Here is a 24,577-nt window from a genome sequence, read left to right as displayed (position 1 = left end):
CCCGGATACCCCGCGCTATAGCGCCCGCCTCGCGGTTGAAAGCGGCGCCTAGGCGCACCATTTCATGCCCGGTGTGGATGCATAGCTCAGTTGGTAGAGCAGCTGACTCTTAATCAGCGGGTCCTAGGTTCGAGCCCTAGTGCATCCACCACTTCCCTCTTCAAAGTCTGAATCCAGGCCGCCGGTTCAGGCGCCGGGCGCGAAGTCCGCGACGAGATCGTGGCGATCGCCGGGGAAAAGCTGCGAAACGCTCGTCACGGGATCGCCGCCGCGCCATGTCCAGCGCTCGATGCGCAGGCACGCGGTGCGCGGGATGCCGAGCAAACGCGCTTCGGCCGCGGTTGGCATCACGGCGCTGATCCTGTGCCGCGCTTCGCTCCACGGCACGCGCTTCAACAGCCATGTGCCGGGCGCTTCCTCCGCGAACGTCGCGGCTTCGGCCTCGGGCACGGCGGCAAGCGAGATTTCGCGCTGTTCGATGCAGTAGGGCTCGTCTCCCGCGTGGTGGAGGCCGGTGACGACGACATTGCCGTCCTCAACCTCGCGCTTCAGCCGCTGCCAGCGATAGGCAAGGCCGCGCTCGGCAACGACCTTCGCGAGATCCGGCACTTCCAGCACCGCCGAATGGACGCGCGGGTGCGCGACGAACGATCCGGCCTTGCGCCGCCGTTCAATGAGCCCGGCCCGCGCCAGCATCTCCAGCGCCTTGCTCACCGTGGCGCGCGAGCAGCCATAGCTGCGGACGAGTTCATGTTCGAAAGGGATGCGGTCCCCTGGCTTCCAGTCGCCCGAGCGGATTCGTCCCTCGATATCGGCGCGGATGCGCTCGCCGGGCTTCACGCGGTAAGGCGCTCCAGCGCGGCGGCATAACGCGCCGTGATCGCGCCCCTCGCGACATGGCGGCCACCTTCCACCTGCCGCACGCCGCAGGCCCAGACGCTGTCCAAACAGCCCGGCCCACCCGCGAATATCCAGCTATCCACAATCATGTCGCTTTTTCTTGCGGCGAGCGCCGGATGGCAAGCGTCGAGCGCAACGATATCGGCGGGCATCCCGGCCGCGAGCCCGCTTTTCACGCCCAGCGCCTGCGCGCCGCCAGAGAGCGCGCCGCCGAACAGCCGCTCCCCAACCGACGCCGTTTCTTCGCAGCCGAGAATGTTGCGGCGACGATGGTGAAGCCGCTGGCTGTATTCGATCATGCGCAGTTCGCTCGCCGCATCGACGAGGATGTTCGAATCGGTGCCCGTGCCGATGCGGCCATCGAGGTGCAGATAGGCTTCCGCCGGGAACACGCCGTCGCCCAAGTTCGCTTCCGTCACCGGGCAAAGCCCCGCGACCGCGCCCGAGGCGGCGAGCCCCATGACTTCCACGTCGTCGATATGTGTGGCGTGGATCAGGCACCAGCGCTCGTCGACAGGCGCGTTTTCGAGCAGCCATTCGACCGGCCGCGCACCGGACCATGCGAGGCAGGCGTCCACCTCCTTCGTCTGCTCGGCGGCATGGATATGGACAGGCCCGCCTTCCGCGAGCGGCAGGATCGCGGCAAGCTCTTCCGCCGTCACCGCGCGCAGCGAATGCGGTGCAATCCCGATCACGTCACCCCTGCGCAGCTTGGCGCGGCTTGCCTCCATCAGCCGTGCGAAGCCATCGATGTCGCTGATGAACCGGCGTTGTCCCGGCGCGGGCGGTGCGCCCCCGAAATCGGCGTGCGCGTAGAACACCGGCAGCAGCGTGAGCCCGATCCCGGTTTCCTCTGATGCGGCAACGATGCTTCCCGCCGTTTCCGCCGGGTCGGCGTAGCTGCCGCCGCCGATGTCGTTGTGGAGGTAGTGAAACTCGCCGACGCGGGTGTAGCCGCTCTCAAGCATCTCGGCATAGGCAAGCGCCGTGATCGCGGCGATGTCGTCCGGCGTCATGCGGCCGAGGAAGCGGTACATCACCTCGCGCCACGACCAGAAATCGTCGTCCGGTCGCCCGCGCCGCTCGGAAAGTCCGGCCATGCCGCGTTGGAAACCATGGCTGTGGACATTGCAGAGCCCCGGAATCGCGATGCCGTGGCGTTCGTCGCCCGCACCCAGCGCAACGCCCGTTTCGACGCTTTCGATAAGCCCTCCGGACAGCGTCAGGCGCACGTCCTTCGCCCAGCCGCCGTTCAGTCTTGCCTGCGAGAACCAAAGCCTTTGCATCGCCACCTCGATATTATGTCTAGACATAATAACCGATTGCGCTGAAAACGGCACGCATGAATCGCCTCTGGCACAACGCAAGACTGATGACGCTCGAAGGGCGCGACCTCGGCATCGTCGAGGACGGCGCCGTGGCGTGCGAAGGCGGCATCGTCACCTATGTCGGCCCCCGCGCCGGGGCGCCGAACGCTGCCGAAACCATCGATTGCGAAGGTCGCTGGGTCTCCCCCGGCCTCATCGATTGCCACACGCATCTCGTTTACGCCGGAAATCGTGCGCGCGAGTTCGAACTGCGCCTCGAAGGCGCGTCCTATGAGGAGATCGCCCGCGCCGGCGGCGGCATTGTTTCGACGATGAAGGCGACGCGCGCGGCGAGCGAAGACGATCTCGTCGCCGCATCGTTGTCTCGCCTCGACGCACTCATCGCCGAGGGTGTCACCACAGTCGAAATCAAGTCCGGCTATGGCCTCTCACTGGAAGCTGAACGCAGGCAACTCCGCGCCGCCCGCCGCCTGGGCGAAGAACGCAACGTCGCCGTCACCACCACCTTCCTCGGCGCGCACGCTCTGCCGCCCGAATTTTCCGACCGCGACGCCTATGTGGCGCACATCTGCGACGTGATGCTGCCCACGCTCGCCGCGGAAGGTCTCGTCGATGCCGTCGATGCCTTCTGCGAGGGCATCGGCTTTTCACCCGATCAGGTCGCGCGCGTGTTCGAAGCCGCACGTACGCTCGGCCTCCCCGTCAAGCTCCACGCCGAGCAGCTTTCCGACCTCGGCGGCGCATCGCTCGCCGCACGCTACAGTGCGCTTTCGGCCGATCACCTTGAACATTTGAGTGAGATCGGCATCGCGGCGATGGCCGCCTCCGGCACCGTCGCCGTGCTGCTCCCCGGCGCCTTCTATTTCACGCGTGAGGAGAAGCGCCCGCCCGTCGCCGCGCTCCGCGCGCACGGCGTTCCCATGGCGCTCGCTACCGATTGCAACCCCGGCACCTCGCCCCTCACCTCGCCGCTGCTCGCGATGAACATGGCCGCGACACTGTTCCGCCTGACGGTGGACGAATGCATCGCCGGTTTCACGCGCGAAGCCGCCCGCGCGCTCGGGCGCGGCGACATCGGCACGCTCGTGCCAGGCAAGACCTGCGACCTGGCGATCTGGGACATCGGCGAGCCCGCCGAACTCGTTTACCGCATGGGCTTCAATCCGCTCCATGCGCGCATCTGGAGAGGACAGTGACGATCACGCTCACCCCCGGCGCCATCGGTTTCGACGCCCTGCGCGCCATCTATCGCGGCGAAGCGGCGGCACTCGACCCCGCAGCCTTTCCCGCCATCGAAGCGAGCGCAGCTGCTGTCGCGCGCATCCTCGATCGCGGCGATCCCGTTTACGGGATCAACACCGGCTTTGGGAAACTCGCCTCCGTCCGCATCGACACAGCCGATCTCACCACGCTCCAGCGCAACATCGTTCTCAGCCACGCGGCAGGTGTCGGCGAACCGATGCCCCGCGCGGTCGTGCGCCTGATGATGGCATTGAAGCTCGCGAGCTTCGGCCATGGCGCCTCGGGCGTCTCCACGCGGACCGTGCGCCTTATCGAGGCCATGCTGGCGAAAGACCTGATGCCGACGATCCCCTCACAAGGGTCGGTTGGCGCCAGCGGTGACCTCGCACCCCTCGCCCACATGGCCGCGACGATGATCGGAGTGGGTGAGATCGACGGCGTCCCGGCAGCCGAAGCGCTGGCGAAGGCAGGGCTTGCTCCCCTCACGCTCGGCGCGAAGGAAGGCCTCGCGCTCCTCAACGGCACGCAATTCTCTTGCAGCTGCGCGCTCGCGGGCCTGTTCGAGGCGGAGAGCCTGTTCCGCACTGCACTTGTCACCGGTGCGCTCTCCACGGAAGCCGCGAAGGGTTCCGATACGCCGTTCGATCCGCGCATTCACACGCTGCGCCGACATCGCGGCCAGATCGATGTGGCGGACACACTCCGCACGCTGATGCAGGGTTCAGCGATCCGCGCCTCGCATCTCGAAGGCGATGCCCGCGTACAGGATCCGTATTGCCTGCGCTGTCAGCCGCAGGTGATGGGTGCCGCGCTCGGCATCCTGCGGCAGGCGGCCGAAACTCTCATCGACGAAGCGAACGGCGTTTCCGACAACCCCCTCATCTTCGCCGATACAGACGAAGCGCTCTCCGGCGGCAATTTCCACGCCGAGCCCGTCGCCTTCGCGGCAGACATGATCGCGCTCGCGCTCTGCGAAATCGGCTCGATCGCCGAGCGCCGCATCGCCATGCTCGTCGATCCCGCGCTCTCCGGCCTCCCGGCATTCCTCACGCCGAAGCCCGGCCTCAACTCGGGCTTCATGATCCCGCAGGTGACGGCAGCGGCGCTCGTCTCCGAAAACAAGCAGCGCGCCTATCCCGCGAGCGTCGATTCGATCCCGACCTCGGCCAATCAGGAAGACCACGTCTCGATGGCCGCACACGGTGCGCGCCGCCTGCTGCCGATGGCCGAAAACCTCGCTGGCGTGCTCGCCATCGAATATCTCGCCGCCGCGCAGGGTTGCGACTTCCATGCGCCGCTCACCTCCAGTCCTGCGTTGGAAAAGGCCCGCGCATCACTCCGCGCCGAAGTCCCGACGCTCGACCACGACCGCCATTTCCACCCCGATATCGTCGCAGCGACGCGCCTCGTGAACACTGGAACGCTCGCCGCCCTCGCGGAGCTTCCGCTATGACCTGGCTGATGGTGCATCAGGGCGACGCACCGCTCGTCGTCGCCTTCCCGCACACAGGCACCACGATCCCGCCGGAGATCGAAGACACGCTGCGTTCGCCATGGCTCGCGCTCAAGGACACCGACTGGTGGGTGGACGCGCTCTACGCCTTCGCGCGCGATCTCGGCGCCACGACGATCCGCACCGGCATGTCACGCACGGTCATCGACGTAAATCGCGACCCGTCCGGCGTCTCGCTCTATCCGGGGCAGATCACAACGGGCCTCTGCCCCACCGAAACCTTCGACGGCGAACCCTTCTATCGCCCCGGCGAGGAACCGGACGAAGCCGAAATCACGCGCCGCCGCGCGGCATGGTTCGATCCCTATCACCGCGTCCTCTCCGAAGAGCTCGCGCGCCTGCGCCGCCGCCACGCGCACGTCGTGCTCTATGATGCGCATTCCATTCGCGGCCATGTCCCACGCCTGTTCCCGGGCGATCTCCCCGACCTCAACGTCGGCACCAACGGCGGCGCAACCTGCGCGCCCGCGCTTGCGGAAGCGGTGATGGCTGCCTGCGCCCGCTCGCCCTACACGCATGTTCTCGATGGGCGCTTCAAGGGCGGCTGGACGACGCGCCACTACGGCAACCCCAGCGCCGGCATCCACGCGGTCCAGATGGAACTCGCGATGCGCACCTACCTCGCCGAGCCGCCCGTGACGGCATGGGGCAACTGGCCCGCCGACTACGATCCCGCCCGCGCGCAGCCGCTGCAATCCACGCTTCGCGAGGTTCTGGAAGCCGCCCTCGCATTCGCCAAAGGCCACGCATGACCCGCACCGACACCACCCGCATCATCCGCCCCGCCACCGGCACCGCGCTCAGCGCGAAAAGCTGGCTCACCGAAGCGCCCTTGCGGATGCTGATGAACAACCTGCATCCGGACGTCGCCGAGCGCCCCGAAGAGCTTGTCGTCTACGGCGGCATCGGCCGCGCCGCGCGCGATTGGGAAAGTTACGACAAGATCGTCGAAACGCTGCGCCGCCTGAACGACGACGAGACGCTGCTCATCCAGTCCGGCAAGCCCGTGGGCGTGTTCCGCACGCATACGGACGCGCCGCGCGTGCTCATCGCCAACTCCAACCTCGTGCCGCACTGGGCAACGTGGGAGCACTTCAACGAACTCGATCGCAAGGGCCTCGCCATGTACGGCCAGATGACGGCGGGCTCGTGGATCTACATCGGCACGCAGGGCATCGTGCAGGGCACCTACGAGACATTCGTCGAAATGGGCCGCCAGCACTACGGCGGTGATCTTTCGGGCAAATGGCTGCTGACGGCGGGGCTGGGCGGCATGGGCGGCGCGCAGCCGCTCGCGGCGGTGATGGCCGGTGCATCGTGCCTCGCCATCGAATGTCAGCCGATCCGGATCGAGATGCGCCTTCGCACCGGCTATCTCGATCACGCGGCGGAGACCCTCGACGAGGCCGTGCGTCTCGTCACCACGGCGACTAAGCCCGTCTCGGTGGGTCTCCTGGGCAATGCCGCCGAACTGCTCCCCGAAATCTTCCGGCGCGGTATTCGTCCTGATCTCCTCACCGATCAGACCTCCGCGCACGATCCGGTCAACGGCTATCTCCCCGCGGGCTGGAGCCTCGAGCGCTGGTTCGGGATGCGCGAGCAGAACCCGGACATCGTCGCCGAGGCCGCCAAGGCCTCGATGGCCGCGCACGTTCGCACCATGCTGGATTTCCAGAAGGCGGGCGTCCCAACGGTCGACTACGGCAACAACATCCGGCAGGTCGCGAAGGATGCGGGCGTCGAAGACGCGTTCGCCTTCCCCGGCTTCGTGCCCGCCTACATCCGGCCGCTGTTCTGCCGCGGCATCGGCCCGTTCCGCTGGGTGGCGCTCTCGGGAGACCCGGAGGACATCTACAAGACGGATGCGAAGGTGAAGGAGCTCATCCCCGACAACCCGCACCTCCACAACTGGCTCGACATGGCGCGCGAACGCATCAAGTTTCAGGGCCTGCCCGCGCGCATCTGCTGGGTCGGGCTCGGCGATCGTCACCGCCTCGGCCTCGCCTTCAACGAAATGGTGGCGTCCGGCGAGCTGAAGGCGCCGGTCGTCATCGGCCGCGATCACCTCGATTCCGGCTCGGTTGCCAGCCCCAACCGGGAGACGGAGGCGATGCGCGACGGCTCCGACGCCGTGTCGGACTGGCCGCTCCTCAACGCGCTCCTCAACACCGCATCCGGCGCGACATGGGTCTCGCTCCACCACGGCGGCGGGGTTGGGATGGGCTATTCGCAGCATTCGGGTATGGTAATCGTGTGCGACGGCACAGAGGCGGCCGCGCGCCGCATCGAGCGCGTTCTCTGGAACGACCCCGCCACCGGGGTGATGCGCCACGCCGATGCCGGCTACGACATCGCACTCCAGTGCGCGCGCGATCAGGGCCTCGATCTCCCAGCCATCGTCTAGACGCGGCGTTTCTTCCTGTGTCATAGGCTCGGCGCAAACGCGGGGAGCAGGAGAAGCGCATTGGATGAAATCGATCTTGTCGGTGCAACCAAGCAGGCGCTGCGCCGACTCGCCACAACGGTCTGCGTCATCAGCACCCGCCACGAGGACGAGCGCTTCCTGATGGCGGCGACCGCTGTTGAAGCCATGTCGATGGACCCGCCTTCGATGCTCGTCTGTGTCAACCGATCAGCCTCGATGCACGCGCCCCTCGCGGCGGGCGCGGACTTTGCGATCAACATCCTCTCCGCCGATCAGGAGGATATTTCACGCATTTGCGGCGGCGGCGCCAAGGGGGCTGAACGCTTCGCCTGCGGCGACTGGCGCGATGGTCCGGGCGGTCTTCCGCTGCTCGGCAGCGCGCAGGCGAATGTCGTCTGCAAGCAGGACGGCCTCTTCGCCTACGGCACGCACACGATCGTGATCGGCCGCGTGCAATCCGTCACCGTTGGCGATGTCGTCGATCCGCTGCTTTACGTGGACGGCCGATACACGCGCGTTCCGGCCTGACCTGACGCGCCTCTTCAAGTCTGACCACCCTGGTTGCTCTCTCCGTCTGGAGTCGGGCAATGCGCCGGATTACCATCGCGCTGGATCGGCAAGCAGGGGACATAAATGACTGGGCGTATCGAAGAACTGGCGCACGAGATCGTCCGCCTGCAACAGGAGTTGGACCGCGAGATCGAGCGCCGCCGCAAGGCGCTCGGCTGGTCGCTTAAGGCGCGCTTCGTCGAGTTCGAGCAGGGCATCGCTGCCGAGCATCGGCGCCTGCGCATGGATCTCACGCAGTTCATTGCCCGCTCCTCGTGGCGCACGATCGTGACGGCGCCGGTGATCTACTCGATGATCGTGCCGTTCGTGCTGATCGACATATGGGTCAGCATCTATCAGGCGATCTGCTTCCGCGCCTACGGCATCCCGCGCGTTCGCCGGAGCGACCATATCGCTTTCGATCGCGGACACCTCGCTTACCTCAACTGGATCGAGGCACTGAACTGCGCCTATTGCAGCTACGGCAACGGCGTCGTCAGCTATGTGCGCGAAATTGCCGCGCGCACGGAGCAATACTGGTGCCCGATCAAGCACGCGATCAGGGTCAGCGGAGCGCACCAGCGCTACCAGGCCTTCCTGGAATACGGCGATGCCGAGGGCTATCGAGCGCGCCTTGAATCCTTCCGCGACGCCCTGCGAAGCGAAAAGGAAGAGAGCCTCAGCTAACGCGTCAGCCGTTCATGGTGCCAGCGCAGGTGCGGCTCCATGAACGTCGAGATGAAGTAATAGCTGTGGTCGTAGCCTTCGCGCATTCCCAGAGTCAGCGGAATGCCTGCCTTCGCGCAGGCGGCTTCGAGGAGTTCGGGCTTCAGCTGCTCTTTCAGGAAATTGTCCGCCCCACCCTGGTCCACCAGCAGCTCCGGCACGCGCGCGCCGTCCTCGATCAGCGCGCAGGCATCGTATTCGCGCCAGGCCGCACGGTCCGCCCCCAGATAGCCGCCGAGCGCCTTTGCGCCCCACGGGCAATGAAGCGGGCTGACGATCGGCGCGAAGGCTGAGGTCGCGCGGAACCGGCCCGGATTTCGCAGGCTGATGGTGAGCGCGCCATGGCCGCCCATGGAATGGCCCATGATGCCCTGCCGCGCCATGTCCGCCGGGAAGTGCGCGCCGATCACTTCGGGCAGTTCGCGCTCGATATAGCTGCGCATCCGGAAGTTCGCCGCCCACGGCGCGGCGGTCGCGTCCACGTAAAAGCCCGCGCCCTTGCCGAAGTCGTACGCCTCGTCGTCCGGCACGTCATCGCCCCGCGGGCTCGTGTCCGGCGCTACGAAGATGAGACCGAGTTCAGCGCACACGCGCCGGAACTCGCCCTTTTCGGTGACGTTCGCGTGCGTGCAGGTCAGCCCCGAAAGATACCAGACCACCGGCAGCGTCACGCCGCGCGCATGATCGGGAACGAACACGCTGAACACCATCGGCGTGCCGGTTTCGCGCGAGCTGTGCTTGTAGACGCCCTGCGTGCCGCCGAAGCTGCGGTTCGTCGAAACGGTTTCGATGGTCATTTGTCCTCCAGCACGGGAATGGGGGCGATGATCGGCGCGTGCCCCCAGCTTTCGAGCGCACGCACAAGGTCAGCCCCGGACATGCCGACCGTGGCCGTGTTGCGCAAGGGGTGGACGTTCACCGTTTCCGCCGCTGCAAGCGTGGCATCCAGCGCGACCGTCACCGCGTGGCCTTCGTCGTTGAAAGCCGCAAGCGGCGTCACCGAACCCGGCGAGATGCCGAGCAGGCGCTCCATGTCCTCTGCCTTCCCGAAGCTGAGCCGCCGCGATCCGATCACGGCCGGCAGCGCCTTCAGGTTCGCGCGCGCCTCTGCGGGGATGGTCACCAGGAAGAACGCGCCCGCTTCGTCCTTCAGGAAGAGATTCTTGGTGTGGGCTCCGGCAATCGCGTGGTGCAGCGCCTCGCTCTCGCCCACGGTAAACACCGCCTGATGCTCGTGCTTCTTGTAGGGGACGCCGAGCGCGCCGAGCGCCGCATCAAGTTCCGTTTCTCTCGATGTCACAAAGCACCCCTTTCGACCCGGCGCATACAGCGCATTAACCCTCGCATGCCAGTATGTTTGCACGTGTGGTATTTTTCTGGAGAGTGGTCATGGGCCGGGAGATAGAGCGGCCGGGTCTTTCGCCCAGTTCCGAGGAACTGGATTTCGTCCGCAAGGCGGTCGATCACGTTCGCGTTCGCTCCGAAGCCGCGCTCACCCGCAAGGATGGCGAAATTCGCCGCCTGCGCGCGGAGGTCGAATGCCTGCAGATCATCAAGCAGCGCTTCGAATCGATCGTCGAAGCCGTTCCCGTCATCATCTTCGCGTGCAATTCGAAGGGTGATGTCACCTACATCAACAACAGCTTCACGCGTTTGACAGGCCGCCCGCCCGAAGACGCGCTGGGCGCCGGCTGGCAGAGCTTCACGCATCCTGAAGATGTCGCGAACATCAAATCAGCCCTCGCGCTCGCGATTCAGAGCGGTGTGCCACGCGGCGCGCTCATGCGGATGCGGCAGCGGGACGGCGCGTACGCGACATTCAGCGCTACCGGCGCGGCGGTGCGCGATGGCAACGGCAAGTTCCTTGAATGGTACGGTATGCTCATCCCGCAGCCCGGCCAGCTTCATGTGCTGAGCGGCTGAGCGCGAAATCAAGACGTTACGGGTTCGCATCGATGCGCCAGCCTGTCCCATTTCAACACAGATGGGTCGAAAAACCTTACAGTCCTGTGACCTCCAATCCTCAGAACGCTGCAATTTCCGCCACATGCGGAACTGGCACCCTCCTTGCGTGTTCCAGCGACGAGGTGCCTTCTATCGGCGCCGAGTTGAAAGGACGAGGACCATGCTCGACACGCGCGCCTATGATGGCTCGAAGCAGGGCTACCGGCTTGTATACCGCCCGTCGAAGGTCAATTGTTGCCCCGGCTGCGGGCACACGAACTGGTACATCGGCCGCAGCTCAGCCGAGTGCGCCTTCTGCGCGACCGCGCTACCGCTCCAGCAGACGGGCGGCGCAGACTTTCTCACCGACCTCGGCGTACTGGTCGCGGCCTGAAAGCGTACGTCGGCAGATAACCGGCGGTTATAGCACCCGTTCGAGATACGCTCTTGCGGCGTAGGGCCTGATGCCCTTCCCTCTCCGTTCGTTCAGTTGGAGGGGTATTGATGAAACGGTCCCGTGTTCTTGTAGCGCTCATTGCCGCGACGGCTGCGTCTCCAGCTGCGGCAACCGATCTCGATGCCGTCAGGAAGCTCGTTTCCGATTCGGGCGCCGCTGCGGCGCCTGGCTGCGCGGTCGGTGCGTTCAAGGCCGGGAAGCCGCTGTTCGTCACCGCGTCCGGCATGGCGGATGTCGAAGCGAAACGGCCGCTCGACGGCGACACGCTGATCTATGCAGCGTCGGTATCGAAGCAGTTCACGGTCCTTGCCGCTGCGACCCTCATTACGAAGGGTAAACTCGGCCTCAACGACGACATTCGGAAATACCTCCCCGAACTGCCTGCCTACGAAGTGCCTGTCACCGTCCAGATGTTGATCCATCACACCTCGGGCGTTCGGGACTGGCTGGCGCTGGCGCGCTGGTCCGGTAGCGACGATGCGGCGACTTTCACCAAGGCGAAGGCGCTCGATCTGGTGCTGCGCCAGAAGGCGACCAATTTCACGCCCGGCACCGATTTCACCTATTCGAACGGCGGCTATCTGCTGCTTGCGGAAATCGTCGAGCGCGTCTCTGGCATGCCGTTCGGCGACTACGCCGCGAAGGCCGTTCTGAAACCGCTCGGCATGAAAAACAGCGTTTTCATGAACGGCGCCCGCCCCGAGGGCAAGGTCGCGCACGGCTACAAGCCCAAGGACGGCGGCTTCGAGATTCGCGACACCTATCCGCTGATCAGCGGTTCGGGCGGGCTGATGACCACGATCAACGATCTCGCGCGCTATGAGTACGATATCGAGGTTGGCCACAAGGTGTGGACCCCCGCCGTCAGCGCCATCATGCTCGAACCGGGACGCTTCACGAACGGCGAACTCGCCGTCCGCAAGCCGAGCCTGCAGGCGTACGCCGGTGGTCTCATGGTCGGCGAGCGCCGCGGGCAGAAATTCGTCCAGCACAGCGGCGGCGCCGAAGCCTTCCTCTACCAGTATCAGCGCCTGCCGGACCGCCGCCTCGGCATTGCGGTTTTCTGCAATCGAAGCGACTGGAATCCGGTGGAAAAGGCCGACGCCATCCTCGAACTTATCGAAGGCCAGATCCTCGCGCCCAACACAGCGTCGCCCAGCGGCCGCTATTATTCGGATGAGCTACAGGCGACCTACGATATCAGCACGAAAGGCCCCGCGCTGACGGCGGCGATCGCCTCGCCCTACACCACGAAGGGCGCACCGCTCAGCTTCACGCTCGCCCCGGACGGTGTCTATCGCGGGGATGGGATGACGCTCAAATTTACGGATGATCGCGCCAGCTTCACGCTCGGCACAGACCGCGTGCGCGGCATCACCTTCACGCGGCTGGCGGACGGCGGCTAGAAGTCTAGCCGCCGCGCGGTCAGGCTGCCGCCTTGCGCGATTCGCGCTTCCGTTCGTGCGGATCGAGGAAGCGCTTGCGGATGCGGATCGACTTCGGCGTCACTTCCACCAGCTCGTCGTCGTCGATGTAGGCGATCGCCTGTTCCAGCGTCATGCGCTTCGGCGGTGTCAGGCGGATTGCGTCATCCTTGCCCGATGCGCGGAAGTTGGTGAGCTGCTTCGATTTCAGCGGGTTGACCTCAAGGTCCTGAGGCTTCGCGTTCTCGCCGATCACCATGCCCTGATACAGCGGCTCGCCCGGCGAGATGAAAAGGATGCCGCGATCTTCGAGCGCGTTCAGCGCGTAGGCGACCGCTTCGCCCTGTTCCATCGAGATGAGCACGCCGTTCTGGCGCCCGGCAATCTGGCCCTTGTGCGGCCCGTAGCTGTCGAACACGCGGTTCATGATGCCGGTGCCGCGCGTGTCGGACAGGAACTCGCCATGATAACCGATGAGCCCGCGCGACGGCGCAATGAAGGTAAGGCGCGTCTTGCCGCCGCCCGAGGGGCGCATGTCGGTCATCTCGCCCTTCCGGAGCGCCATCTTCTCGACGACCGTGCCCGAGTGTTCCTCGTCTACATCGATCACCACGTTTTCATAGGGTTCTTCACGGCCATTCGCACCCTCTCTGAAGAGAACGCGCGGACGAGAGATGCCGAGTTCGAAGCCTTCGCGGCGCATCGTCTCAATCAGAACGCCAAGCTGAAGTTCGCCGCGACCCGCCACTTCGAAGCTGTCCTTGTCGGCGCTTTCGGTCACGCGGATAGCGACGTTGCCTTCCGACTCGCGCAGCAGGCGGTCGCGGATCATGCGACTCGTCACCTTGCTGCCTTCGCGGCCTGCAAACGGGCTGTCGTTAACGGCGAAAGTCATGGCGAGCGTGGGGGGATCGATCGGCTGCGCGGGCAACGCCTCGGTTACCGAAGGCTCGGCAATGGTGTTGGCTACGGTCGCGGTCGAAAGCCCGGCGATGGCGACGATGTCGCCCGCCTCGGCGGTTTCCACCGGCACCCGCTCCAGGCCGCGGAAAGCGAAGACCTTGCTGGCGCGGCCTTCCTCGACGACCTTGCCGTCGGCATCAATGGCACGGATCGGCATGTTCGCCGAAAGCTTGCCGCTCGCGATGCGCCCCGTGAGGATACGGCCAAGGAAGTTGTCGCGGTCGAGCAGCGTCGCCAGCATCTTGAACGGCCCGTTCACGTCGGTGTTCGGCGCCGGCACATGCTCCACGATCTTCTCGAACAGCGGTGTCAGGTCACCCGAGCGCACGTCCGCCGTAAGACCCGCATAACCGCCGCGGCCGCTCGCGAACAGCGCCGGGAAGTCGAGTTGCTCGTCGCTGGCATCAAGCGCCATGAATAGTTCGAATACTTCGTCGAGCACCTCATCGGCGCGCGCGTCGGAACGATCGACCTTGTTAACGACGACGATCGGGCGAAGCCCAAGCGCGAGCGCCTTGCCGGTCACGAACTTCGTCTGCGGCATCGGCCCTTCGGCGGCGTCGACGAGTAGGATCACGCCGTCCACCATCGAGAGGATTCGTTCCACTTCGCCGCCGAAGTCGGCGTGGCCGGGCGTATCGACGATGTTGATGCGTGTCGTCTCGCCGCCGTGCGCCCACTCGACGGAGGTGCACTTGGCAAGGATGGTGATGCCGCGCTCTTTTTCGAGGTCGTTCGAATCCATCGCGCGCTCTTCGACGCGCTGATTCTCGCGGAAGGTGCCGGACTGGCGGAACAGTTGGTCCACGAGCGTCGTCTTGCCGTGGTCGACGTGGGCGATAATGGCCACGTTGCGAAGGCCCATCGGGGGTCTCTTTCAGATTCGAGGAAACGGGATTTGCGCGCGCCCATACAGCACCTGCTGCATCGCAGCAAGGCGTGTCGCCTCTTGGCGAAGGTGCACCCGCACGATTAGAGCTTAAAAACCAACAAGGAGGATAAGCCGTGACCAACAGCCTGCACCCCGAAACGCTGGCGCTTCACGCCGGCTGGCGCGCGGACCCAACAACGGGCGCGGTGGCACCCCCAATCTACCAGACGACGTCGTACCAGTTCAAAAACACCGAGCACGCGGCAAACCTGTTCGCGCTCTCCGAGCTTGGCAACATCTACACGCGCATCATGAACCCCACGACCGACATTCTTGAGCAGCGCATCGCCGCGCTCGAGGGGGGCGTCGCCGCGCTCGCCGTCGCTTCGGGCCAAGCCGCATCAGCATTCGCGATCCAGAACCTCGCGCGTGCGGGCGATAATATCGTAAGTTCTACCGATCTTTACGGTGGAACGTGGAACCTGTTTGCGAACACGCTGAAGGATCAGGGCATAGAAGTCCGCTTCGTCGATCCGGCGGACCCGCAAGCGTTCGTGCGCGCCAGCGACGACCGCACCCGCGCCTGGTATGCCGAGACGCTGCCAAACCCAAAGCTCCGCGTGTTCCCAATCGGCGAGGTCGCCGCACTCGGCCGTCCGCTCGGCATCCCGCTTATCGTCGACAACACCGCCGCACCGCTCCTCGCCCGCCCGTTCGATCATGGGGCGGCGATCGTCGTCTATTCGGCAACGAAATACATTGGCGGCCACGGCACCTCGATCGGCGGTCTCATCGTCGACAGCGGCGCCTTTGATTGGGAAGCAGTGCCAGAGCGTCACCCAACCCTCAATACGCCAGACCCGAGCTACCACGGCGCGGTGTGGACGCAGGCGGTAAAGCCGCTCGGACCCATCGCCTACATCCTGCGCGCCCGCACCGTGTTGCTGCGCGATCTCGGCGCCGCGCTGTCGCCGATGAACGCCTTCCAGCTTCTGCAGGGCCTCGAAACCCTGCCGCTCCGGATGCCGCGCCATTGCAGCAACGCGCAGGCGGTTGCCGACTATCTGAAGAAGCGCAAGGGCATAGCGAAGGTTATTCACCCATCCGCTCAGGATAGCGACACCCGCGCGCGCGCGGACAAGTACCTGAAGGGTGGTTTCGGCGGCTTGCTCGGATTCGAGCTTGAAGGCGGCCGCGACGCCGGCCGCGCGTTCATTGACAATCTGAAACTGCTCTACCACGTCGCCAACATCGGCGACGCGCGCAGCCTCGCGATTCACCCCGCCTCGACGACGCACTCGCAGCTTTCGGAAGCCGACCAGATCGCCACCGGCGTCTCCCCCGGCTACGTCCGCCTGTCGATCGGCCTCGAACATATCGACGACATCATCGCCGATATCGAACAGGCACTGGTAGCAGCCAGCACCTAGAGCAACCGCGCCAGCAAGGCTCGGCTCGACGCATCAAACCCTTCGCCCGCGTTGCCGTCCAGAGCAGCGCGGGCCATCTCCTTGCCGAGTTCAACGCCCCACTGGTCGAACGGGTTGATGCCGAGCAGCACCGCCGCCGTGAACGTGCGGTGTTCATAGAAGGCGATCAGCGCGCCCAATGTGTGCGGCTGCAGTGTTTCGAGCACGATCGCGCTCGAAGGCCGGTTGCCCGGAAACGTCTTCGCCGCCGCGAGCGCGGCATCACCACTGCTCACCGCCAGCGCCTCTTGCGCTGTCCGCCCGCGCATTAGCGCCGCGCCCTGCGCAATGGCATTCGCGAGAAGCTGCCGGTGATGCGCGGCGCCCAGCCCGTGCCCCGGCGTCTTCACCATCACGAACTCGGCCGGCACCAGATGCGTGCCCTGATGCAGAAGCTGGAACACCGCGTGCTGCGCATCCGTGCCCGTGCCGCCCCACGAGATCGCGGCGCTCGGGTGCTGGAGCGCCCTCCCCGTCGTATCCACGCGCTTGCCGTTGCTTTCCATCTCAAGCTGCTGGAGGAACGACGGGAGAAACCGCAGCCGTTCGTCATAAGCAAACACCGCGCGCGTCTCGGCGCCAAGGAAGGCCGCGTAGAACACATCCACCATCGCCGCGAGCACCGGCGCGTTCGCCGCGACGGGCGTGGTTTCAAAATGCGTGTCCATCTCGCGCGCGCCCGCCAGTAGCGACTCGAACGCCACCCAGCCGAGACCGAGCGCTGCTGTCACGCCCACCGCCGACCACAGCGAATAGCGGCCGCCGACACTTTCCGCGAAGCCGAGCACATTCTCGCGCGCCACACCCCATGCCGCAGCCTTCTCGGGCGCCGCCGTCACCGCGACGAAGCGCTCCGCGCCGCCGATCCAGTCCCGCGCACTCTCGGCGTTGGTCAGGGTCTCGACGGTCGTGAACGTCTTCGACACCACCACCACCAGCGTCCGCGCGGGGTCGCAGACGCGCATCGCACGCTCAAGCGCGACGCCATCGATGTTGGAAATGATGTGCGTATCATAGCGTGCGCCGTCGCCACCAAGCGCATCCACCAGCAATGCGGGGCCAAGCGCTGAGCCGCCGATGCCGATGTGGAGGATATGCCGGATCTCGCCGAACGCCCCGCACTCCACGCGCTCCACCAGCCTCTGCATCGCGCGCCGCGCGTCGGCCGCAGCCGCAACCGCCGATCCGCTGCCTGAACCGCGCTCAGCCGCATGCGTCGCCGCGCGCGCCTCGCTGGGGTTCACAGTCGCGCCAGAGAGCAGCGCCGCACGCCGGGATTCGAAGTCCGAGGCTGCCAGCAGCCCTGCAAGCGCAACCTCCGCCGCCTTCGACAGATGCATTTTCGAAAGGTCGAAATGGAGCCCGGCGACGTCCACCGAAAGCCGCCCTGCCCGATCCGCTTCCGCCGCGAACAGCGCGGTCAGCGTCGGAACATCGCTCGCTGCCTCCGCTGCCGCCGCCCAGGCCGCGCTCCGCTCGTCCATCCGCTCTCCGCTCCTTGCTTGACACCCCGGACCGGGGCCAATAGTGCCGCCCTGTGAGCGATCCCGAAACCGTAGACCCTTCTACCGAAGCCGCCCGCGCAGTCCATCAGGCGCGCGGTGAACAGATGCTCGGTTCGATGAAGGAAGGCCTCAGAACCATCGTCGGCGCGGTGCTGATCGCGCTGTTCTTACGCTCGTTCGGCTACGAACCCTTTAACATCCCGTCCGAATCGATGCTGCCGCGCCTGCTCGTGGGTGATTATCTGTTCGTGGCGAAATGGCCTTACGGCTACAGCCGCTATTCCTTCCCGATGGGCCCGCCGATCTTCGAAGGCCGCATCGGCGGCAGCGCGCCGGAGCGCGGCGACATCGCCGTGTTCAAGACGCCGAGCGACAACCGCACGGATTTCATCAAGCGCGTGATCGGACTGCCCGGCGACATCATTCAGATGCGCGGGGGCACGCTTTACCTGAACGGCGATGCCGTGCCCAAGCGCCGCGTCGCCGATTTCGTTGTGCCGCAGAGCCCGAATATGGCCTGCCTCAAGGGCGAGGTCTTCGTGGACGCGAACGGCGAGCGCATGTGCCGCTACATGCGTTTTGAAGAAACGCTGCCCGGCGGGCGCACCTATTTTGTCCTCGACAGCGATCCAATGAGCGCGGGCGACGACACCGCACCGTTCGTGGTGCCCGAAGGCCATTATTTCATGATGGGCGACAATCGGGACAACAGCTCCGATAGCCGCTTCAGCTTCGCCGAAGGTGGCATCAGCTTCGTGCCTGCGGAAAACCTCGTCGGCCGTGCCGAGATCATGTTCTTCTCGACCGACGGCTCAGCAAGTTGGGTCATGCCTTGGACATGGGTTTCCGCCGCGCGTTGGGAGCGCATCGGGCGCCTCTTCTGATGGATAGCACTGCGTGGGCACGAGGGGCACTCGGCCACGATTTTAGCGACACGAAGCTGCTTGAAACCGCGCTCACCCATGGCGGCGGGCGCAAACGCAACTATGAACGACTCGAATTCCTCGGCGATCGCGTGCTCGGCTGCGTCGTCGCTGCGTGGCTCTATCAGCGCTTCGACGAGACGGAGGGCGAGCTTGCCCGCCGCTTCGCCGCGCTCGTCGACAGGGGCACATGCGCCGTGGTCGCCCGTGCGGTTGGCGTCCCGGCGATGATCCGCATGGAAACCGCCGCGCGGCAAGCGGGCGTGCACCGGTCGGACAATGTACTTGGCGATATCTGCGAGGCCCTGATCGGTGCGCTCTATGTCGATGGCGGCCTTGCCGCCGCCGAGAGCTTTATTCATGCCCAATGGGCCGCGCATCTCGATCGCCCGGCCTCAGCACCGCGCGATCCGAAGTCCGCGCTACAGGAGTGGGCCCAGGCAAAGCGCCTGCCGATTCCGTCTTACGAAGTCGTTGGCCGCTCCGGTCCGGATCATGCGCCGAGTTTCCGCGTTCGTGTCACTGTCAGGGGCTACACGCCGGAAGAGGCGGAAGGGTCCAGCAAACAGGAAGCGGAGAAGCAGGCGGCGATCGCACTGCTCGCGCGGGAGACGGGTGAATGACCGAAAAGACCTTTTGCGGCGTGGTTGCGGTGGTCGGCGCGCCAAACGCGGGCAAGTCGAGCCTCGTCAACGCGATCGTCGGCCAGAAGGTCGCGATCGTCAGCCCCAAGGTGCAGACGACGCGCACGCGCCTGATGGGCCTCGCGATTGAGGGCGAAACCCAGATCCTTCTCGTCGATACGCCCGGGATCTTCCAGCCCAGGCGCCGTCTCGATCGCGCCATGGTTCACGCGGCGTGGGAAGGTACGGCGGGCGCCGACATCGTCCTTCTCGTCATCGACGGCAAGCGCGCGATGTCCGAGGAAACGAACGCGATCCTCGAAGTTCTCGCAAACCGGCCCGAGCCGAAGATGCTCGCAATCACCAAGACCGACATCGCCGCGAAGGAGCGCCTGCTGCCCATCGCGGCCGAAGCGAACCGCCGCGTCGATTTCGCGGAAACGCTCATGGTCTCGTCCGTCACCGGCGACGGCATCGATGATCTCCGGCGCACGCTCGCCGCCGCGCTCCCCGAAGGCCCTTGGCACTTCCCGGAAGATCAGGTTTCCAACATCACCACGCGGCTTCTCGCCGCAGAGATCACGCGTGAACAGCTTTACCGCCAGCTCCACGAGGAACTGCCCTACGCCTCCACGGTGGAAACCGAGCTGTGGGAGGAGCAGAAGAACGGCTCCGTGAAGATCCACCAGCAGATACTCGTTCAGCGCGATACGCAGAAGGCCATCGTTCTTGGCAAAGGCGGCACGCGCATCCGCGCCATTGGCTCTGCCGCCCGCGCCGAACTCGAAACAATGCTCGACCGCCGCGTGCACCTGTTCCTGAACGTGAAGGTGAAACCCGATTGGGCTGACGACCGGGAAACCTATCGGGACATGGGCCTCGGCTGGGTGGATTGACGGCTCGCCCGGAGGTTACCCATCTGGACGGGAAATTGCCCGCCTGCAGCATTGCTCCCTGATGTACGCCTGCCACGATTGACCGGCTTTCAAGGGAGGCCATGTTGATCCGCAGCCATCTATGCACCATTTCCGCTTTCGCTCTCGCTGTTTCGGCGTGCGAACAGCAAAAGCCGTTCGACGCGCCCGTTCCGGCAGGCAGTGCGGCGCGCATCGCCCACCCTGAGGATCAGGAGATCGCCGATCTCGCCAGCAAGCCCGACAGCTGGGTTCTGGAGCAGGTTGGCGGCGAGCGGATCGTCCTTGATGGTCAGACGCTCGACCTTCGAATGCAGTATCTTTTCCACAAGGCACGGGTGGCGGCGGAAACAGAAGCGCAAGAAGCGAAAGACCGGCCCGAAAAACCGGCAGCGGACCCCTTTGACGAGCCACAAAGCGCCATGGAGACGCGCGAGGACGCAAACCAGCGCTGGATCCGGCGCACAAAGCCGGGGCCAGAACTCGCGTCGATAACGAACGAAACCGTCACGGCAAGGGACGGCAAGCCCATTCCGGTCCGCATTTACAGGCCCAGGGCGGAAGGCCCGCTTCCGGTTCTCGTCTACTATCACGGAGGCGGCTGGCTGTTCGGCAACATCGAAGCGGTGGACCGCGCCATGCGGCGACTGGCTCACGAAGCCGGAGTGATAGTCATTTCGACCGACTACCGGCTCGCACCCGAAAGCCCGTATCCCGCGTCGTGGAACGATGCTGAAGATGCTTACTACTGGGCGCTGGAAAATGCCGACCGTTTGAACGCCGACACCTCGCGCATTTGCGTGGGCGGGGATAGCGCCGGCGGCAACATGTCGGTCGTGGTGACGGCCAGGGCTCACAAGGCTGGAAAGCCGAAACCTGCGTGTCAGCTGCTTTACTACGCTGCCGTTGATAACCGCAGCGTGCCTGTCATGCGTATCCATTACGCTTCTGCGCGTCTGTTCTGGAATGGCTTCGGTCTCGACGAGCCCTTCACGAATTATGTGCACCAGCGTGTGTTTCCGGAGATGGATTTGTCTCAGCCCGAGATCTCGCCGATTCTGGCCGACAACTTCGCGATCATGCCGCCAACGCTCGTTGCCGCGGCCGGCTTCGATCCGCTGAGAGATTCAGACCGTGCTTACGCGGAGGCTTTGAAAAAGGCGGGCGTACACACCGTCTACATGGAATACGCGGCCCTGCCCCACGGCTTCCTCCAACAAACCGCCGTCACACAGGAAGCCGATCGTGCGGCCGAGGAAACAGCGCGGGCATTCGGGACGCTGGTCGCCAGCCTCCAACCGAAAAGGCAATAATCCCAAGGCTGGCGCCAGTAGCGAACGAACAGCGGGCAGACTCTACGCAAATACGCTGTCGGCAACCTCGCCCTTGATTTTGACCGGGATGCGCAGGAAGCGGACACCGTTCGTTTCGGTCGACGGAAAGCGCCCCGCGCGAATGTTCACCTGAATCGAGGGCAGCAGCAGCTTCGGAACCGCCAGCGTCGCGTCGCGCGCCTCGCGCATCGCGACAAAGTCGTCCTCGCTCACCCCGTCATGGACATGGACGCTATTTCGGCGCTCCTCGCCCACGGTCGTCTCCCAGCGGTACTGATCGCGGCCGGGTGCCTTATAATCGTGGCAAAGGAACAACCGCGTCTCGTCCGGCAGGCTGAGCAGGCGCCGGATCGATCGGTAAAGCTGGCGTGCATCGCCGCCGGGAAAGTCCGCGCGCGCGGTCCCGTAGTCGGGCATGAACAGTGTATCGCCCACGAACGCCGCGTCGCCGATCCGATAGGTGAGGTCGGCAGGGGTATGGCCTGGTGTGTGCATCACTTCGATCTGCAGCGATCCAAGCGCAAAGCGTTCGCCATCGGCGAAAAGCCGGTCGAAGTCGGAACCGTCCGTTTTCATGTCATCGAACGCGAATACGGGACGGAAGATTTTCTGCACGTCGCGGATATGCTCGCCGATACCGATCCACGCGCCCGTCTTCGCCTTGATATAGGGTGCGGCTGAAAGATGATCGGCATGGGCGTGGGTTTCCAGCACCATGACGATCCGCCAGTCCTTTTCCGCCGCCATCTTCAAGATGCGGTCGGCGGAGTCGGTGTCGACCTCACCGCTCGCCAGGTCGAAGTCGAGCACCGGGTCGACTACCGCTGCCGTGCGCGTTGCGGGGTCCGCAACCAGATAGCTGATCGTGTTGGTGGGCTCGTCGAAAAACGCTTCGATCATCGGGTTGGCAGTCATCAGAACCTCCATTTGACCCCTTGATTATATATTAGTATCAATTAAATTAGCAATACCTAATATTGAAAGTACGGTGATGCTCAAGTCCCCGATAGATCTCGCGACCTTCGAACAGAAGGCAGGCGAACTGGCGCAAACATTGAAAGCGATCGGCAATGGCCGCCGCTTGATGGTGCTGTGCAAACTCGTCGAACATGGAGAGCGGACCGTCGGGGAACTCACCGCCGATGTCGGCCTGTCGCAATCGGCGCTGTCGCAGCATCTCGCAAAAATGCGCGACGAGGGTCTCGTCGCCTTCCGGCGCGAAAGCCAGACGCTTTGGTACCGGATCGCTGATCCCCGGATCGAGGCGCTGCTGGCCGAATTGTACAAACTTTACTGCTTAGAGGACTGATCCGATGACGATAACCCCTGTCAAACCCGCCGAAGCCAGGCGCCTTATCGAAGCCGGCGCGAAGCTGGTTGACATTCGCGAGCCCGATGAACACGCGCGGGAGCATATCCCCGGCGCGGCCAATGTGCCGGTTGGGGCGCTCGACGGCCTCGACACCGGCGATTGCGCGGTGGTGTTCCATTGCCGGTCGGGCGCGCGCACCGACGCTAACGCCTCCCGGCTCGCCGCGGCTGCCGAAGGTCCATGTTACATGCTCGAAGGCGGCATAGAGGCTTGGCGCCGTGCCGGGCTCGATGTCGCGCTCGATCGTCGCCAACCGCTTGAATTGATGCGGCAGGTCCAGCTTGTCGCGGGCGGGCTGGCCTTGCTCGGCGTTGTGCTTGGCTTCCTCGTCAATAGCGGCTTCTTCGCCCTCTCCGGGTTCGTCGGCGCCGGGCTGATGGTCGCGGGCGCCACCGGCTGGTGCGGTATGGCACGGCTGCTGAAGTTGATGCCTTGGAACCGCCGTATGGCGGCGACACTGGCGTGACAGCCCCGGAAATTCTGCTCGCGCTGGTGTCCGGCGGCCTCATCGGGGTCGTCCTGGGGCTGGTCGGCGGCGGAGGTTCCATCCTCGCCGTGCCGCTGCTCGTCTATGTCGTTGGTGTCGGCTCGACCCATGCGGCGATCGGAACGGCTGCGGTCGCCGTCACGGCGAATGCGCTCGCGGGGCTCATTGCGCACGCCCGCGCCGGTAGGGTCAAGTGGCACTGCGCGACCGCCTTTGCGTTTGCCGGCGTCGTGGGCGCCGCTATCGGTGCGGAGATCGGCAAGGCCTTCGACGGAAAACGCCTGCTGATGCTGTTCGGCCTGCTGATGGTCGGCATCGGCCTATCGATGCTGCGCAAACGCCGACGCGAGGAAGACCCCGATGTTCGGCTGTCGCGGTCGACAGCGCGCGTTCTCCTGCCCCGGTTGGTGCCGATGGGCGCGGGTGTGGGGTTCGCAGCCGGCTTCTTCGGGATCGGCGGCGGTTTCCTCATCGTGCCCGCGCTCATTGCAGCGACAGCGATGCCCTTCACATATGCAGTGGGCACGTCGCTCGTGGTCATCGTCGCGCTTGGGCTGACCACGTCGGTATCATACGCGCTGTCAGGCTTCGTCGATTGGCCGCTCACCATGCTGCTCGTCGCCGGCGGTGCGGGCGGGGCGGTGATCGGCATCGTGCTCGGCCGGCACCTCTCCACCCGCAAGGCGTTGCTGGAGCGTATTTTCGCCGTCCTCGTCATTGGCGTCGGCATCTATGTCGCGCTAGGCGCCGCGTAACCCGCTACTCGAACTCCCCCTTCGGCAGCGTTTCCACCTTCGCCCACACCGCCGCGACGTCCGGCACCTGAAGCCCGAACACGCCGCCGAGCGCCGCCGCGAGGTCGTCCGCGCTTGTCATCGCCTGCGTGGCCATGCCGCTCACCGTCACAGTGCGCCGCGCGCGGTTGACGATCGATTCGATACGGCCATCGAAGTGCCGCATCACGACGAGATTGTTTCGGAACGGCGAGCCGTCGTCCGCCATCAGCCATGCCTGCTGCGCGGCAAGCTGCGGTTCATCCGCGTAGTCAGCCTTGAAGTCGAAGCTCGGCGCCGCGCCGAAGCGATGGTTCCGGAAGCGCAGCCAGTCCGTATCCGCAGCTTCGATACCGAAGTCGTGGTAGCCATCCCGGTGGTCTCCGATCGCGAGCGGGATCGGCCGTACCGGCGCATCGCCAAGGCCGCCCTCCACCAGCCAGGGCTGATCCAGGTCCACCCGCAGCGTCAGATGGTTGCCCACCACAGCATCGCCAAGCTCGGCACGGCGCACGCCGCCGCAAAGGCGGGTCACCTGATAGCCCGCCGCAGAGAGCGCCGCGCCCAGAAGCCCGTTCATCTCGTAGCACCAGCCGCCGCGTGTGCCGTCGATCATCTTGTCGAACGCCGCCGCCGGATCGATCGCATTCGGCCAGCCCATGAAGGCATCAAGCACTTCCCACGTGAAGCTGTGGACGTGCCCGCGCTGGAACGCGGCGAGGCGGTCGAGATCGGGTGCGCCCTTGCGCGGCACGCCGATGCGTGTGCAGTACCGGTCCATCTGTTCATGTGTCAGTTCGGTGAGCATGATTGAGGCCCTGCATATCGTTTGACG

The 24,577-nt window shown here is 65.2% G+C and carries 25 protein-coding genes and 1 tRNA gene; 18 read left to right on the top strand and 8 right to left on the bottom strand.

Translation table 11 applies throughout. The features are described from left to right. The first annotated feature begins 75 nt into the window (after positions 1 to 75). Positions 76 to 151 (top strand) — tRNA-Lys (locus tag DFR51_RS06360). A 35-nt stretch (positions 152 to 186) separates the two neighbouring features. Here DFR51_RS06360 and DFR51_RS06355 read toward each other — a convergent pair. Together DFR51_RS06355 and DFR51_RS06350 are read right to left on the bottom strand one after the other, a co-directional pair. Then, positions 187 to 840, bottom strand: a complete 654-nt coding sequence (locus DFR51_RS06355) for a UTRA domain-containing protein (protein WP_121048139.1) — start codon at positions 838 to 840, stop codon at positions 187 to 189. Next, positions 837 to 2,186, bottom strand: coding sequence for a formimidoylglutamate deiminase (locus DFR51_RS06350; protein ID WP_121048138.1), 1,350 nt, complete (start codon positions 2,184 to 2,186; stop codon positions 837 to 839). Before DFR51_RS06350 ends, DFR51_RS06355 begins: the two co-directional genes overlap by 4 nt. 56 nt (positions 2,187 to 2,242) lie before the next feature. Between DFR51_RS06350 and hutI the strand changes: the two genes are divergently transcribed. From hutI to DFR51_RS06320, 6 genes are all read left to right on the top strand, one after another. Continuing rightward, positions 2,243 to 3,424: an imidazolonepropionase gene (gene hutI, locus DFR51_RS06345; protein WP_121048137.1), complete on the top strand. Its 1,182-nt coding sequence runs from the start codon at positions 2,243 to 2,245 to the stop codon at positions 3,422 to 3,424. Then, positions 3,421 to 4,923 carry a histidine ammonia-lyase gene (hutH, locus tag DFR51_RS06340; RefSeq protein WP_121048136.1) on the top strand — a complete coding sequence of 501 codons (1,503 nt, stop codon included), beginning with the start codon at positions 3,421 to 3,423 and terminating at the stop codon, positions 4,921 to 4,923. The genes hutI and hutH overlap by 4 nt, the downstream gene beginning before the upstream one ends. Then, a complete protein-coding gene (gene hutG / locus DFR51_RS06335) occupies positions 4,920 to 5,735 on the top strand; it encodes an N-formylglutamate deformylase (protein ID WP_121048135.1) in 816 nt (271 codons plus the stop codon). The genes hutH and hutG overlap by 4 nt, the downstream gene beginning before the upstream one ends. Continuing rightward, a complete protein-coding gene (hutU, locus tag DFR51_RS06330) occupies positions 5,732 to 7,387 on the top strand; it encodes a urocanate hydratase (protein WP_121048134.1) in 1,656 nt (551 codons plus the stop codon). The genes hutG and hutU overlap by 4 nt, the downstream gene beginning before the upstream one ends. Before the next feature lie 60 nt (positions 7,388 to 7,447). After that, complete coding sequence (locus DFR51_RS06325; protein WP_121048133.1) at positions 7,448 to 7,936, top strand: flavin reductase family protein; 489 nt, start codon at positions 7,448 to 7,450, stop codon at positions 7,934 to 7,936. Positions 7,937 to 8,041: 105 nt separating this feature from the next. After that, positions 8,042 to 8,644, top strand: a complete 603-nt coding sequence (locus tag DFR51_RS06320) for a hypothetical protein (protein WP_121048132.1) — start codon at positions 8,042 to 8,044, stop codon at positions 8,642 to 8,644. On the opposite strand, the gene fghA is transcribed toward DFR51_RS06320, so the two are convergent. After that, positions 8,641 to 9,480: an S-formylglutathione hydrolase gene (gene fghA, locus DFR51_RS06315; protein ID WP_121048131.1), complete on the bottom strand. Its 840-nt coding sequence runs from the start codon at positions 9,478 to 9,480 to the stop codon at positions 8,641 to 8,643. The genes DFR51_RS06320 and fghA overlap by 4 nt on opposite strands. Continuing rightward, positions 9,477 to 9,983 carry a prolyl-tRNA synthetase associated domain-containing protein gene (locus DFR51_RS06310; RefSeq protein WP_121048130.1) on the bottom strand — a complete coding sequence of 169 codons (507 nt, stop codon included), beginning with the start codon at positions 9,981 to 9,983 and terminating at the stop codon, positions 9,477 to 9,479. Before DFR51_RS06310 ends, fghA begins: the two co-directional genes overlap by 4 nt. Positions 9,984 to 10,072: 89 nt before the next feature. Between DFR51_RS06310 and DFR51_RS06305 the strand changes: the two genes are divergently transcribed. The 3 genes from DFR51_RS06305 (at position 10,073) to DFR51_RS06295 (ending at position 12,490) form a co-directional block, all read left to right on the top strand. Further along, positions 10,073 to 10,606 carry a PAS domain-containing protein gene (locus DFR51_RS06305; protein ID WP_160119195.1) on the top strand — a complete coding sequence of 178 codons (534 nt, stop codon included), beginning with the start codon at positions 10,073 to 10,075 and terminating at the stop codon, positions 10,604 to 10,606. A 202-nt stretch (positions 10,607 to 10,808) separates the two neighbouring features. Beyond that, positions 10,809 to 11,021, top strand: coding sequence for a hypothetical protein (locus tag DFR51_RS06300; protein WP_121048128.1), 213 nt, complete (start codon positions 10,809 to 10,811; stop codon positions 11,019 to 11,021). A 110-nt stretch (positions 11,022 to 11,131) separates the two neighbouring features. Continuing rightward, a complete protein-coding gene (locus tag DFR51_RS06295) occupies positions 11,132 to 12,490 on the top strand; it encodes a serine hydrolase domain-containing protein (RefSeq protein WP_121048127.1) in 1,359 nt (452 codons plus the stop codon). 19 nt (positions 12,491 to 12,509) lie between these two features. Here the strand turns inward: DFR51_RS06295 and typA are convergent, their stop codons facing one another. Then, positions 12,510 to 14,336, bottom strand: a complete 1,827-nt coding sequence (typA, locus tag DFR51_RS06290) for a translational GTPase TypA (RefSeq protein ID WP_121048126.1) — start codon at positions 14,334 to 14,336, stop codon at positions 12,510 to 12,512. A gap of 140 nt (positions 14,337 to 14,476) precedes the next feature. Here typA and DFR51_RS06285 point away from each other — a divergent pair, with 140 nt between their 5' ends. After that, entirely contained in the window at positions 14,477 to 15,772 is a 1,296-nt protein-coding gene (locus DFR51_RS06285) for an O-acetylhomoserine aminocarboxypropyltransferase/cysteine synthase family protein (protein WP_121048125.1), read from the top strand. Here DFR51_RS06285 and pgi read toward each other — a convergent pair. Further along, positions 15,769 to 17,295, bottom strand: coding sequence for a glucose-6-phosphate isomerase (gene pgi, locus DFR51_RS06280; protein WP_121048124.1), 1,527 nt, complete (start codon positions 17,293 to 17,295; stop codon positions 15,769 to 15,771). The two genes, DFR51_RS06285 and pgi, sit on opposite strands and share 4 nt — an antisense overlap. 137 nt (positions 17,296 to 17,432) lie before the next feature. Between pgi and lepB the strand changes: the two genes are divergently transcribed. From lepB to DFR51_RS06260, 4 genes are all read left to right on the top strand, one after another. After that, positions 17,433 to 18,200, top strand: a complete 768-nt coding sequence (lepB, locus tag DFR51_RS06275; protein WP_243445647.1) for a signal peptidase I — start codon at positions 17,433 to 17,435, stop codon at positions 18,198 to 18,200. Next, entirely contained in the window at positions 18,200 to 18,862 is a 663-nt protein-coding gene (gene rnc, locus DFR51_RS06270) for a ribonuclease III (RefSeq protein WP_243445401.1), read from the top strand. Before lepB ends, rnc begins: the two co-directional genes overlap by 1 nt. Then, entirely contained in the window at positions 18,859 to 19,758 is a 900-nt protein-coding gene (era, locus tag DFR51_RS06265) for a GTPase Era (RefSeq protein ID WP_121048122.1), read from the top strand. Before rnc ends, era begins: the two co-directional genes overlap by 4 nt. A 101-nt stretch (positions 19,759 to 19,859) precedes the next feature. Then, positions 19,860 to 21,089 carry an alpha/beta hydrolase gene (locus tag DFR51_RS06260; protein WP_121048121.1) on the top strand — a complete coding sequence of 410 codons (1,230 nt, stop codon included), beginning with the start codon at positions 19,860 to 19,862 and terminating at the stop codon, positions 21,087 to 21,089. A 42-nt stretch (positions 21,090 to 21,131) separates the two neighbouring features. Here DFR51_RS06260 and DFR51_RS06255 read toward each other — a convergent pair whose 3' ends face one another. Next, the gene (locus DFR51_RS06255) at positions 21,132 to 22,025 is read right to left on the bottom strand and encodes an MBL fold metallo-hydrolase (protein WP_243445400.1); all 894 of its coding nucleotides are present in this window, start codon (positions 22,023 to 22,025) and stop codon (positions 21,132 to 21,134) included. Positions 22,026 to 22,101: 76 nt separating this feature from the next. Between DFR51_RS06255 and DFR51_RS06250 the strand changes: the two genes are divergently transcribed. The 3 genes from DFR51_RS06250 to DFR51_RS06240 are packed head-to-tail and all read left to right on the top strand — an operon-like array spanning position 22,102 to position 23,724. Beyond that, the gene (locus DFR51_RS06250; protein WP_174234241.1) at positions 22,102 to 22,419 is read left to right on the top strand and encodes an ArsR/SmtB family transcription factor; all 318 of its coding nucleotides are present in this window, start codon (positions 22,102 to 22,104) and stop codon (positions 22,417 to 22,419) included. 4 nt (positions 22,420 to 22,423) lie between these two features. Further along, complete coding sequence (locus DFR51_RS06245) at positions 22,424 to 22,948, top strand: rhodanese family protein (RefSeq protein ID WP_121048118.1); 525 nt, start codon at positions 22,424 to 22,426, stop codon at positions 22,946 to 22,948. Then, positions 22,945 to 23,724: a sulfite exporter TauE/SafE family protein gene (locus DFR51_RS06240; protein WP_121048117.1), complete on the top strand. Its 780-nt coding sequence runs from the start codon at positions 22,945 to 22,947 to the stop codon at positions 23,722 to 23,724. Before DFR51_RS06245 ends, DFR51_RS06240 begins: the two co-directional genes overlap by 4 nt. A 4-nt stretch (positions 23,725 to 23,728) precedes the next feature. On the opposite strand, the gene DFR51_RS06235 is transcribed toward DFR51_RS06240, so the two are convergent. Then, on the bottom strand, positions 23,729 to 24,550 hold the full coding sequence (locus DFR51_RS06235; RefSeq protein WP_121048116.1) for an arylamine N-acetyltransferase family protein: 822 nt from the start codon (positions 24,548 to 24,550) through the stop codon (positions 23,729 to 23,731). Positions 24,551 to 24,577 lie beyond the last annotated feature (27 nt).

Origin of the sequence: Sphingosinicella microcystinivorans (genome assembly GCF_003634215.1) — a bacterium.
Taxonomy (GTDB): Bacteria; Pseudomonadota; Alphaproteobacteria; order Sphingomonadales; family Sphingomonadaceae; genus Sphingosinicella; species Sphingosinicella microcystinivorans.
This window is presented reverse-complemented; position numbering and strand designations above follow the sequence as displayed.